The organism is Clostridium sp. AF32-12BH, assembly GCF_003477935.1.
Classification (GTDB): domain Bacteria; phylum Bacillota; class Clostridia; order Lachnospirales; family Lachnospiraceae; genus Brotaphodocola.
On record NZ_QUEH01000014.1, the window covers coordinates 57,382 to 70,371 of the forward strand.

A 12,990-nucleotide genomic window follows, 5' to 3' on the forward strand; every position below is an offset into this window, starting at 1 on the left:
TATGCATATGATCGACAGAAACAGTCCCTGCTGGTGCGGCAGCGGACTCAAATACAAAAAATGTCATTACGATTTCGATGAAAAGCTGAAAATGTACGAGAACAAAGGCTGTATCGTCCCGGAGCACAATATGATCAAAACTCCGGAACAGATTGAAAAGATCAAGGCAAGTGCCAAAGTCAACATTGCCGTGTTAGACTATGTGGCAGAGCACATCAAGGCAGGGGTCACCACGGAAGAGATTGACCAGTGGGTTTATGAGGAAACCACAAAACGCGGTGCCATTCCTGCTCCGTTAAACTTCGAAGGCTTCCCAAAAAGTGTCTGCACTTCCATTAATGAAGTTGTTTGCCACGGCATCCCGGATCCGGACCGCGTTCTTCAGGATGGCGATATCATCAACGTAGACTGCTCGACCATCTTAAACGGCTACTATTCCGATTCCTCCCGCATGTTCTGCATCGGCGATGTCTCACCAGAAAAAAAGCGCCTGGTAGAGATCACCAGACAGAGTATTGAAGTTGGATTAAAAGAAGTAAAACCATGGAATTTCTTAGGTGATATGGGTGCTGCCATCCATGATTTTGTACGCGAAAACGGCTACAGCGTCGTCCGCGAGATCGGCGGTCACGGTGTCGGACTCCAGTTCCACGAGGAACCATGGGTCAGCTATGTTTCCGAGCGCGGCACCGAAATGCTTATGGTCCCGGGCATGATGTTTACCATTGAACCTATGGTAAATATGGGAAAACCGGATGTTTTCGTGGACGCAGATGACGACTGGACCGTATACACCGAAGATGGAAAACCATCTGCGCAGTGGGAGATCCAGGTGCTGGTTACCGAAGACGGATACGAGATCATCGCATATTAAATCAAATGCGCAGACCCTACAATTTCGTATGAGTCTGCGCATTTTTTATGCAATATGATATTTACGGAAGTGACAGGCGGATCCCGGATAACGCCTTAATATCTTCCTCCTGATGTGTGCTAAGAAGCGTGAGCTTTCCGGCACACTTTTTTTGTATGTAGCCAAGCACCTGCCTGCGTGTCCCGTCATCCAGACCGGTAAATGGCTCATCCAGGATCAGAAGATCAAACGGCGCACACAGAGCCCTGCAGACGGCTACGCGGCGTTTCTGCCCGCCGCTCAATGTAGAAACTGAACGATCCAGACATTCTTCCGGCAGCAGTTTTCGCAGCTCCTGGCATACTTTTTTTCTGTCCATGGACGAATCCGCTGTCATAAGCACGTTATCGACTGGCGAAAGCGCTTCGCAAAGACGGTCTTCCTGAAAAACAGCGCTGATCCGGATCGAAGAAACGGCTGTCCGGACTGCATTTTGCGTAAACACCGTAACCGAGCCTGCATCCGCATCTTCCAGCCCCATTAAAATCCGAAAAAGTGTGGTCTTTCCCTTTCCGGAGGGCGCCATCAGGCAGTAAATGTGACCGCTTTCCAGATCCATGGAAACGTGTTCCAGGACCTTCTGATCACCAAACTTTTTTGATACATCACGGATCTGCAGTTTCATGTGCCGTTTCTCCCTTCTGCGGGCAAAGTCTGGACAGCAAACATAAAAATACCCGTTCACTCACCGCACTGACCAGAATGATCACAAGGCTCCATGCAAACAGATCTGCTGTCTCCAGATAGATTTTTGCCATATATAAGTGCTCTCCGACCGAATGCTCCGGCAAACCGATCACTTCCGCAGCTGCCCCCGATTTCCAGCCCATGCCCAGGGCAATCCTGCAGCCGCTTAACAGATAGGGAAGCACTGCAGGAAGATAAATAAAACGCAGTTTTTTCCAGCGGGGCATCTGAAAAACTGCAGCCATTTCCAGCAATTTGGGGTCTGTGCTATTCAGTCCGGATAACGTATTCACGTAGATGACCGGCAAAACCACCAAACATGAAATCACCACAGATAGATTGCGGGATCCAGCCCAGATCAGTGCCAGAATCACAAAAGAAGCAACCGGAACTGATTTTAAAAACAGCATAAACGGTTCCAGAAATTCTTTGAGAAGCGGAATGCAATATGCCAGACCGCCCAGAAGGACTCCTGCCGCAAAAGCAAGCAGAAATCCTGCGCTGATGCGGCAAAAAGATCCCGCCAGGGAATGCCAGAAATCCCGAGATCCAAACAGCGTTCCCAAAGCCTGCAGGACCTCAAGTGGCCCTACAAGCATAATGGAATTCTGGATCAGTCCGGCTGCAGCCTGCCAGAGAAGCAGCCACAGGCAGATCATAACAGGTTTTCTCAGTTTATTCATGGATATAATAGAAACCATCATCCGGAAGCTGTCCGCCTACGGAAGACGGATCCTGTTCAAACAATGCCTCCAGATAGCCGGAAAGTCTGGTTTTCATTTCTTCTCCATCGATGTAGGTAATACTGCAATAAGGAATCGCCTTTGCTGCAACCGGTGCTTTTTCGATAATTCCTGCTGCGGCAACCAGCGATGCCGTATCTTCCACATGTGCATTGGCATAATCGGCAGATGCCTCATGCTCTTTCAGGAATGTATCAACAGCTTCCTGATTCTGCTCGATTACATCTTTCCGGCATACGGTAACACCGGTTACTAAGGAACTTCCGTTCTCTGGCTGGGTCTTGTCCCATTCTTCGGTCAGGTTCAGCACCATTTTTAAGTTTTCATTCTGTGCCATGGCTGCAGTCACGAATGGCTGCGGCAAAAGTCCGATGGCATCCGGATTTTCTTTCAAAACAGCGGCAACTTCCGTCGCTTCGGATTTATATTCAATGTTCACATCATCTGCAGTCATGCTGTTTGCACCGAGCAGATACTGAAGTACATAATCCGGTGTGGTTCCTTTTCCGGTCATGTATATGGTTTTTCCTTTTAGGTCAGCCATATTATGGATGGAATCATCTGCCGCTACAACGTAAAGTACGCCAAGCGTGTTGATATCGATCACTTCAATGCCCTGTTTTGTCTTCTGATAAAGGACGCTTGCCAGATTCGCAGGTACCAGCGCAATATCGAGATCTCCGGAAACCATCTGTGCTGCCAGCTCAGATGCGTCTGCAGCCATGGTAAATTCATAAGAACCTTCGGAATTTCCTTTGGATGCCTGATCCATCAAAGATACCAGTCCGATCGTTGTCGGTCCCTTTAAAGAGCCTACGTGCAATGTCATGGCATCCGCATGTTCTGCCCCTGTATCTGCTTTAGAACCTGCCTCCTCACTCTGGGCTTCTGCAGCTGCTTCTGTGGCCTCTTCCGACGGTTCCGCTGCGGTCTCAGACTCCGATGCTGCGGTCGTCTGTGTCTTGTCGGAACCGGAGCATCCAGCCAGCAAAGCGGCAGTCATGGCACAGGTCAAAATAGTGGCGATCGTTCTTTTCTTCATAAATCTTTCCTCTCTTTCTCCATTCGCCTTTTCTGTCAGATGTTCTATTCTTTCAGGTTAGCGCGAATGCATAATGCTATTGTACCATAGATTCCCAGGATCGGAAATTTTTTCTTATGTATCTTCAGAAACACTTGCTGTTTGAAAGATTTATGTTATAGTATTGGTGAACGTTATTCTTAGGAAAATGTATCATCCCAAAGTCGGACGCAGCAGGCTGCGCCTCATTTTATGAAACATTTCACAGGACGAAAGTTTCCTATGAAATCTACATAATCTGCCGCGGCATCTTTTTTCAGATGCGTGGCAGCCAAAAACCGCTTTGAAAACAGCGCGGTTCTATCATGCAGAAAACAGAATTCCGTGCGGACCATTTTGGCTGCAACAAACATACTCTGTTTTTCACAGGGAGCAGTTTTGGTATGTTCCGTCTTCCATTCTTAAGATTCCGTTCATTGTATCCCCAATTAATCTAAACAATGCTGAAAAACAGGGGACACCGGTCTGTTTGTTTTTGCGCAATACGGATTGCTGCAGCCTGCAGATCATGCCGTTTTATCAGCGAAAGAAGGAGAAAACAATGAAAACAGCAACAAGGAATCCAATCAGTTCTGAACTTTCCCACTCCCGGACTTCATTTATGGTGAAGCTGGCGCTCATGGTAGCCATTATCTTTGTCATGGCTTTCTCGCCGCTTGGCTATTTACGTACTCCGGGACTTACCATTACCTTTTTAACCGTTCCGGTTGCCGTCGGCGCCATTATTCTGGGACCGACAGCCGGTGCCATCTGCGGTGCAGCATTCGGAATTACCAGTGCAATCATGGCACTGACCGGCGGTTCCGCATTCAGCGCAGCACTCCTGCAGATCAATCCATTTGGTCTGATGTTTACCTGCCTGGTACCGCGTATTCTCGAAGGCTGGCTCAGCGGTCTGATCTTCCAGCTTGTACGGAAATTTTCCAAAAACGGTGCCTACTTTGCAGCCAGTCTGGCCTGCCCGCTCTTAAATACCCTGTTCTTCATGAGCTCTCTGGTGCTGTTCTTTTATCACACCGAGTACATCCAGAACATTGCTTCCGGTCTTGGCGCGGCAAATCCACTCATTTTTGTGATCCTGTTTGTCGGATTGCAGGGTGCCATTGAGGCTGTCGCTTGCACCATTCTCGGAAGTGCAGTTTCCCGCGCGCTGGGTGCTGCTTTCAGACAGTAACCATACCGTTTTTCAAAAAAACCGCAGGACTTTGTTTTTGCTTTTCACAATTTTTATAGCCAGGAGGCATTCTCATGCATTTATTTGGATCCATTCGGGAAATCCCGATTACCGAACTAGAAGGGCTTCGCATCGGCAATGCCCAGGACTACGATGCCATGACCGGTGTCACCGTACTTCTTTTTGATCATGGTGCACGGGCCGGTGTCGACATCAGCGGAGGCGGTCCTGCTTCCCGGGAAACACCGCTTACCTCCCCGCTGACCGCAGATAATCCCTTAAACGCAATCGTCTTATCCGGCGGTTCCGCATTTGGTCTTGCCGCCAGTGACGGAGTGATGCGTTATCTGGAAGAACACGGCATCGGATATGATACCGGCTTTGCCAAAGTTCCGCTTGTCTGCCAGTCCTGCATTTTTGATCTTGGCATAGGCCGTGCGGATGTGCGCCCGGATGCCGCCATGGGCTATGCGGCCTGCGTCGATGCCGAACATCCGCACCCGGAATCCGGCATTGTCGGAGGAGGCACCGGTGCCAGTGTAGGCAAAATCTGCGGCCGGGACAAAGCGTTTAAGACCGGTCTTGGTCTGTACGCCGTATCCTGCGGAGAACTGAAAATCGCCGCTGTGGTCGTCCTCAATGCACTCGGTGATATTTTCGATCCGGCTACCGGAGAAAAAATCGCCGGTCCAAAGAAAGAAGACGGTACCGGTTTCTACGATACCCGTGAAGAATTATACAAGATCAGCCGGCGCACAGATCTCTTTCAGAACGATCCAAACAGCAAAACCAACACCACCATCGGTGCCATCATCACCAACGGTGCTTTCTCCAAGGCAGAGTTAAACAAGCTGGCTTCCATGGCACGCTGCGGCTATGCACGCTGCATCAACCCGGTCAATACCATGGCCGATGGAGATTCCATCTACGCGGCTTCTGTCGGAGACGTCCCGGCCGACTTGAATGTAGCCGGAACACTGGCTGCCGAAGTTATGGCTGAGGCGATCCAGAGGGCGGTGCGGGCTGCGGGGACAAAATCTTCAGCAGTTCTTCCTTGCTGAGGCTTCCGATAGAAACCTGCTCTCCGGATATGATCTGGTCTGCCAGATCCCGCTTCTGTTCCTGAAGCTTTAAGATATTTTCCTCTACAGTATCTTTCATGATCAGTTTAAATACGGATACCTGCTTTTCCTGACCGATGCGATGGGCACGGTCGGTTGCCTGGTTCTGGGCCGCCACGTTCCACCACGGATCGTAATGGATGACAACATCCGCAGCGGTTAAGTTCAATCCGGTTCCTCCGGCTTTTAACGAAATGAGGAAAACAGGCGTGTCATCGGTCTGGAACGCTCCGGCCATACGGATGCGTTCTTCCTTCGGCGTTGCTCCCGTCAGTTCATGGAAAGCGATGCCTTCTTTCTTTAAGCGTGCTCCGATCAGTTCTAACATCGAAGTAAACTGGGAGAACAAGAGAATCTTGTGTCCGCCCGCAATTCCTCCCGTGATCAGTTCCATACAGGTATCAAGCTTTGCCGAGCCGCCCTTATAACGGTCGAAGCATAAGGACGGATCGCAGCAGATCTGGCGCAGCTTTGTCAATTCTGCCAGTACCTGGATGCGCTCGCTTCCATAGGTATCGCCGCTCATCTGCTCCAGTTCTTCTTTTAAAGCCAGGGCGTGTGCCGTATAGAGCTGCTTCTGCTCCTCTTCCGCCATAGAATATACTACGGTCTCCAGCTTGTCCGGGAGATCCTTTAATACGTCTTTCTTTAAGCGGCGCAGCACAAAGGGACCAGAAAGCCTCCGTAAGTTTTCCAGGACATACAGGTTTCCGTCTTTTGCGATCGGTGTTTCAAACTGTTTTCGGAACCGGGAATACGTGAACAAAAATCCCGGCATCAGATAATCAAAAATGCTCCACAGTTCTGACAGACGGTTCTCAATCGGAGTACCTGTCAAAGCATAACGCGTCTGCGCTTTGATCAGCTTGACAGATTTCGCACTCTGGGTCAGCGGATTTTTAATGTACTGTGCCTCATCGATCACCTGGAAGCGGAACTGGAACGGCTCATAGAATGCGATATCACGCTTCAGAAGGTCGTATGAAGTAATCAGAATCTGAGGGTGGCAGATTGCCGTCACAGATTCCAATGCCGGATTTTCCTGTCCTGATTTCAAATTGTCCTGGACAGATTCCAGATTGCCCAGAGCAGCCCCTGTGGCAGATTCCATGGAATTTGCTTCTGCTGCTTTCGCAGCCTGTTTCCGGACTTCAGCTTTCACCTCTGCCGCCTGCCGCAAAATTTCCTCCCGCTCCGGCGCAGTCCCGGTTACCGTCTGTACCGTCAGCCCCGGTGCAAACCGCTTTAATTCATTCTCCCAGTTGTACACCAGGGAAGCCGGACATACGATCAGCGTCTGGGAATCCGGGTGCGTTTTCGCCTCTGCCTGCAAAAGCGTGATGATCTGGATGGTTTTTCCAAGTCCCATATCATCGGCCAGAATGCCTCCAAACCCATTTACGTCCAGAGTTTTCAGCCAACGGTATCCGGTCTTCTGGTAACCGCGCAGCACCTGCTTTAACGAATCCGGAACCGCATAGTCACTGTCTTCCACAGATTTCATGCCGCGCACGACCGCACGGAACAGATTGTCCCGGTAAAAAGTGATGCCATTGCCTTCTTTTAACACACTATCCAGATAAAGGGCGCGGTAGACCGGGACTTTAACGGTGCCGGACAACAATTCTTCCTTTCCAATCCCGAGACTGTCCGTCATACGCGCTACGGTCATCAGGCCATTTTCACCTACATCTAAAAACTCTCCATTTTTTAAGCGGTAGTACTTCTTTTTCGGATCATAACCGGCGAGAATATCAAGCAGCTCGCTCCGGCTCATACCTTCGGCATCCACATTCAGCTCCAGCCATCTTCCGGATGTCTGAACACCGACTTTCACCTGCGGTGACGGCAGCACACGGATCTTTCTTGCCGCATCGGTCACCAGAACCTGACCCAGGGACATGAATTCGTCCATGCCTTCGGATAACAGACGGTACAGTGCGTCTTCGTCGCCCCGGATTACCAGAAATTCCGACTCACCGTCGCGGTACTGGAAATATTTTGTGATGACCTGGCTGATCTTAAATTCTGCCGGGACATCGCGGCAGATGATCCGCGGAACCTTGTCGTCATTTAAAGGCGAGAAAGAAAAATCTCCATAGGAAAGCAGCGGCTTCATGGTAATCTCATCCGGACCGGTACTGTCAAACGAAAACTGCGCCTTCAGTTCCTTCGGACGGTAGCTTTCCAGATCCACGTCCGTCACGGTCAGCTCTGCATAGGGCAGGATTTTTTGCAGGACACGCTCATAAAACAGCGGGATGTCCCGGTCCTGAATATCCAGCGTATGGCTCTTTTTATCTTTCAAAACCTGTTCCAGGAACACGCCAAGTTCCCTGGATTCGGTTTCATCCAGACACACAAGGCGGGTCTGGTCTCCCACATACCAGCCGCGTTCTCCCGGAATTCCAAACAGTTCCTGATCCACGGAAACGGCAATGCCGTCACGGCCTGCGCGGCGAATCTGGACCGGAAGGCGCATGCATTCCTGCTGCACCTTCACGTTGACATGGCTTCCATCGCCAAACTCTACCTCCAGTTGCCGGTTTTCCATTAACTGGAAAAAGCGGTCACGGTTGGCCCGGTTTAAATTCAGGGTGCGAAGTCCCTGCATCGTCACAAACGAACTCTTGCGGAACTGTTCAAAATGCTCCTGGTAAACCTGCACCAGCTCTAACAGCAGAGCACAAAGTTCCCGGTCCTCCTGCGCAAACGCATTCAGACTGTGATGAAAAGTCAGCTGTTTTCCGTAAGACACACTGGCTCCGGTACGCACCGCTTCCGCAAACGCCATCAGATCCTTGATAATATAAAAACGATCCCGCCCCAGTTTAAATTCCAGACTGGCAGAACCGTTTTTCAACATCAGGCGCGGCACCAGCCGGATCTCTGTCTCCTCCGAATCCTCAATGATCTTTGCCACTTCCCGGTTGGTATACTCCCGGATCATGGTGCGGATCTCCTGTGAGGTGGAGACAGGGCGGCCGGAATGCAGCTCCTGTTCTTTTTTCCATTGTTCCCATACAAGCTTCGCATGCGCGCACATGCCCTTGTAAGAATTTCCATTCACACAAGAACAAGAGTAGTCACGAACCTGACTACCCTTGACATATAAATTTACTTTGTATAACCGATCCCCATCCTGGACGGAGGCCTGGATTCCCTGCTCTCCCTTCCAGAATGTGCTGGTGGCAGACTCCATGATCTTCATATAATGCCTCCTTGCTGCGCGGGCTTCGCCCTATGCCAGAAAACAACAGAGACCTGCTTTGTGAGCAAGCGCACACGCCTGTCTCTCTTGTTTCCTGGCGCATGTCACTGCTGTAACGTCACATCCGTTCCGGTGCCTTAAATCCGAGTACCTGGATGCAGGCCTCGAGCACGCGTTTTACCAGTGTGATGAGTGCGATCCAGCTTGCCTGACGCGCTTTGTCTTCCTCTGCCAGGATACGGGTATCATGGTAGAAGCTGTTGAAGGCATTGGACAGATCGAAGATGTACTGGCAGATCTTGTGCGGTGCAGTCTCTGCGAATGCATTTTCCATCACGTCGTTGTATTTGGACAGCTCCAGCATCAATGCTTTTTCCGCATCGCTGGCTGCCGGGAGAATAGTGTCTGCTTTTGCGTCCGGATTCTGTGCCTCGTATTTGCCCAGAATGGATTTGATGCGGACGATGGTATACAGGATGTATGGACCGGTATTTCCCTCGAAGGAGATAAAGCGGTCGATATCAAAAATGTAATCCTTTGCTGCCTGGTTGGATAAGTCACCATATTTTAAAGCAGCAAGGCCGACGATCTTTGCGGTCTCCTTTGCCTCTTCCTCATCCATGCTGCGGTTTTCCATGATACGGTCATAAACAGCTGCATTGATATCTGCAATGAGGTGCTCCAGACGCATGACACCACCGTCTCTGGTCTTAAACGGTTTTCCATCCTTGCCGTTCATGGTACCAAAACCGATATGAACCATCGGGGTTTCCGGTTTTACATATCCAGCCTTCTTCGCTACACGGAAGACCTGCTTAAAGTGAAGCTCCTGACGTTTGTCTGCAACATAAATGTATTTTACCGGCTGGAAGTCCTTCTCACGCTCCAGGATCGTTCCCAGATCAGAGGTTGCGTACAGGGCAGCTCCGTCAGACTTACGCACGATACACGGCGGCAGTTCCTTGGAGTCAGTCGGCTCAGTTACATCTACAACCAGGGCACCCTGGCTCTCGTATGCCAGACCCTTGTCCTGCAGATCCTGGATCAGCCACGGAATGTACTCTTCCGCGTCGCTCTCGCCTTTCCAGAGTTCAAAATGAACATCCAGATTGCCATAGTTTTTCTTTAAATCTGCCAGGGAAACCTTCATGATATGTTTCCAGATGGCAGTGTACGGCGGATAACCTTTCTGAAGCTTAAAGGTTGCGGTCTGCGCGCGCTCCTTAAATACCTCATCCACCTTGGACTTTCCGCTTGCGGTCGGGTAAATATCCTCCAGCTCACTGATGGTAAATGGCGGCTCGGACGGATACTCCCCGGTGTAATTCTCATCAAAATAAACCAGATCCGGCTTACGGTCACGCAGTTCCTCGATAATGAGGCCCATCTGCAGACCCCAGTCACCCAGATGTACGTCACCAATCATATTGTAACCTAAGTAGCGGCCCATGCGCTTTACGCTTTCACCAATAACAGCAGAACGCAGATGGCCGACATGCAGCGGCTTTGCCACGTTGGCTCCGCCGTAGTCCACAATGATGGTCTCACCGTGGCCTTCTTCCTCCACACCAAGCTTTTCTTCCTTTGCCATGCCATTCATGTAATCAGCAAGATAAGCTGCATTCAAGCGGATGTTGATGAAGCCCGGCATCACGGCATTGATCTCGGAAAACATGTTGTCGCCGTTTAACTTCTCTACCACCTCATTTGCAATGTCGATGGGTTTCTTTTTATAAGCCTTGGCTGCAGCCATAGCACCGTTGCACTGGTACTCACATAAGTCCGGGCGGTTGGATAAGACAACCTTTGCATAAGACGCATCGTAGCCACAGGCGGTAAATGCAGACTTCATCTCGTCTGCGATCAGATCCAGAATTCTCTTCACCTTGATTTCTCCTTTGATTGGTTTCTTTTCCTCGTTTTTCTGAACTATTATTATATCCGATTCTGCTATAAAATGCAAGAAAAGGGCGGATTAAGCCCAAAAAACAGTTGAAAAATACAGGCTTTTAGTATAGAATATAGTAGATTAATCGCGAGTACGCAAATTCAAGGAGGAATATCACATGATTTCAGCAGGTGATTTTAGAAACGGCATTACTCTGGAAATCGAGGGTAACGTATACCAGATCGTAGAGTTCCAGCATGTAAAACCGGGTAAGGGTGCTGCTTTCGTAAGAACCAAAATCAAAAATGTTATGACCGGTTCCGTAGTAGAGAGAACCTTCCGTCCGACCGAGAAGTTCCCGTCTGCAAGAATCGACCGTGTAGATATGCAGTATCTGTATGAAGATGGCGATCTGTACAACTTCATGAACATGGAGAACTACGAGCAGATGGCTCTCGCAGCAGACGTGATCGGTGATGCATTAAAGTTCGTTAAGGAGAATGAGGTTGTTAAGATCTGCTCTTACAACGGTAAAGTATTCTCCGTAGAGCCGCCGTTATTCGTAGAGCTCGAGATCACCAACACCGAGCCGGGCTTCAAGGGCGATACCGCACAGGGCGCTACCAAGCCGGCAACCGTTGAGACTGGCGCAACCGTATACGTTCCGCTGTTCGTTGACAACGGTGATAAGATCAAGATCGACACCCGTACCGGTGAGTATCTGTCCAGAGTTTAATACGCTGTACCGTTTCCGATCTTAAAACACGCGCCGCAGGGCGCACGGAAAAGAATTGAAAAGAGGCGATTCCTGTTTCAGGAACCGCCTCTTTTTTATTGATACATCATACTTTCGCATGGACTGCCAAGTCACCCGTGACATGTCCGCTGATTCAGAAAATTTCTGTCCGTGAACATCAGCCAAACTTCTCCTGCGCGTCCAGAAGATACTGCACATAAAATGCAGCACCATTTGGCAATGCCTCCTCATCGAGATCAAAGCGCTCATGATGCAGCGGATAGCAGCAGTCTTTTTCCTCGTTTCTGCACCCGATAAACGCATACACGCCCGGGAATTTTTCCAGGAAATAAGAGAAATCTTCGCCGCCCGGTGTGCCTTCATAATGGATGACACCCTCTTCGCCCAGGATCTTCTTTACGGATTCTTCAGCAATCTCACTGCAATGCTTATCGTTGATCGTGGCCGGGATATCGGTATAATAATCCAGTTCATACGACGCACGGTAAGCCTCACAGGTGCTCTTGATCACCCGCTCGATCATACCTGGAAGTTTTTTCTGCAATTCCGGGTTAAACGTGCGGACGGTTCCGCTCATCTCGGCTGTCTCTGCGATAATGTTCGCCAGAGTTCCTGCATGGAACGTACAGATGCTGACCACAACCGTATCCATCGGATTGGTTTCCCTGCTGACCAGGCTCTGCAGCGCATCGATCACCTTGGCGCCTACATAGATCGGGTCAACGGAATACTGCGGCATGGCACCATGTCCACTGTGTCCGATGATCTTAATATTCATAAAACCTGCTGAAGTATAACGCGGTCCCGGATCCACCGAAATGGTTCCGGTCTTTAAGTACGGGAAAATATGCATTCCGGCTACCGTATCCAGCTCTCCCAGCTTTCCGGAGTTTAAAATCTGAAGTGCTCCGTTCATCTGCTCTTCTGCCGGCTGGAAGATGAATTTTACGGTACAGTTTAGTTCATCGCGATGTTCCGAAAGAACCTTTGCCGCCGTCAGCAGCATGCTGATATGTCCGTCATGACCACATGCATGCATAACGCCCGGGTTTTCGGATTTGAATTCCAGATTCTTCACCTCCGTGATCGGAAGCGCATCAATGTCACAGCGCAGACCGATAACCGGATGGTCTTTCTTTCCTTTCAGGGTTGCGATGGTTCCGGTTTCCCCTACGGTTTCGTATGGGATTCCCATCTTGTCCAGTTCTGCACGGATCCGCTTAGCGGTACCGTTCTCCTTCATGCTCAGTTCCGGATGACGGTGAAACATCCGGCGCATGGAGATTGTATACTCTTTCTGTTTTAATACTTCTTCCATTACGTTCATAAAGTACGCGCTCCTCTCCACACTTTATACACGGCTCACTTCGCTACAGTCTGCACGCATGCCCTGCAGTGAAGTAAGCCGGTGTTTT

At 49.9% G+C, this 12,990-nt stretch carries 10 protein-coding genes; 4 read left to right on the top strand and 6 right to left on the bottom strand.

The window, feature by feature from the left end:
• Position 1 precedes the first annotated feature (1 nt).
• Positions 2–874, top strand: coding sequence for a methionyl aminopeptidase (locus tag DWZ40_RS13905; RefSeq protein WP_118543601.1), 873 nt, complete (start codon positions 2–4; stop codon positions 872–874).
• A gap of 61 nt (positions 875–935) precedes the next feature.
• Here DWZ40_RS13905 and DWZ40_RS13910 read toward each other — a convergent pair whose 3' ends face one another.
• From DWZ40_RS13910 to DWZ40_RS13920, 3 genes are read right to left on the bottom strand one after another with little or no spacing between them, the layout of a single operon-like run.
• Positions 936–1,538 (bottom strand): ATP-binding cassette domain-containing protein, encoded by a 603-nt coding sequence (locus DWZ40_RS13910; RefSeq protein ID WP_118543602.1) that lies wholly within the window; start codon positions 1,536–1,538, stop codon positions 936–938.
• Positions 1,519–2,283 carry an ABC transporter permease subunit gene (locus tag DWZ40_RS13915; protein WP_243035347.1) on the bottom strand — a complete coding sequence of 255 codons (765 nt, stop codon included), beginning with the start codon at positions 2,281–2,283 and terminating at the stop codon, positions 1,519–1,521. Before DWZ40_RS13915 ends, DWZ40_RS13910 begins: the two co-directional genes overlap by 20 nt.
• The gene (locus DWZ40_RS13920) at positions 2,276–3,385 is read right to left on the bottom strand and encodes an ABC transporter substrate-binding protein (RefSeq protein ID WP_118543603.1); all 1,110 of its coding nucleotides are present in this window, start codon (positions 3,383–3,385) and stop codon (positions 2,276–2,278) included. Before DWZ40_RS13920 ends, DWZ40_RS13915 begins: the two co-directional genes overlap by 8 nt.
• A gap of 580 nt (positions 3,386–3,965) precedes the next feature.
• Here DWZ40_RS13920 and DWZ40_RS13925 point away from each other — a divergent pair.
• Positions 3,966–4,598 carry an ECF transporter S component gene (locus DWZ40_RS13925; protein WP_118543655.1) on the top strand — a complete coding sequence of 211 codons (633 nt, stop codon included), beginning with the start codon at positions 3,966–3,968 and terminating at the stop codon, positions 4,596–4,598.
• A 74-nt stretch (positions 4,599–4,672) separates the two neighbouring features.
• A complete protein-coding gene (locus DWZ40_RS13930) occupies positions 4,673–5,659 on the top strand; it encodes a P1 family peptidase (RefSeq protein WP_118543604.1) in 987 nt (328 codons plus the stop codon).
• On the opposite strand, the gene DWZ40_RS19620 is transcribed toward DWZ40_RS13930, so the two are convergent.
• Together DWZ40_RS19620 and argS are read right to left on the bottom strand one after the other, a co-directional pair.
• Complete coding sequence (locus tag DWZ40_RS19620) at positions 5,589–8,930, bottom strand: DEAD/DEAH box helicase (RefSeq protein ID WP_182431753.1); 3,342 nt, start codon at positions 8,928–8,930, stop codon at positions 5,589–5,591. The genes DWZ40_RS13930 and DWZ40_RS19620 overlap by 71 nt on opposite strands.
• A 118-nt stretch (positions 8,931–9,048) precedes the next feature.
• Positions 9,049–10,815, bottom strand: a complete 1,767-nt coding sequence (gene argS / locus DWZ40_RS13940) for an arginine--tRNA ligase (RefSeq protein ID WP_118543605.1) — start codon at positions 10,813–10,815, stop codon at positions 9,049–9,051.
• Between the two features lie 181 nt (positions 10,816–10,996).
• On the opposite strand from argS, the gene efp reads away from it, so the two are divergent.
• A complete protein-coding gene (efp, locus tag DWZ40_RS13945; protein WP_118534287.1) occupies positions 10,997–11,554 on the top strand; it encodes an elongation factor P in 558 nt (185 codons plus the stop codon).
• A gap of 178 nt (positions 11,555–11,732) precedes the next feature.
• Here efp and DWZ40_RS13950 read toward each other — a convergent pair whose 3' ends face one another.
• Positions 11,733–12,902 carry an amidohydrolase gene (locus tag DWZ40_RS13950; RefSeq protein ID WP_118543606.1) on the bottom strand — a complete coding sequence of 390 codons (1,170 nt, stop codon included), beginning with the start codon at positions 12,900–12,902 and terminating at the stop codon, positions 11,733–11,735.
• Positions 12,903–12,990: the final 88 nt, after the last annotated feature.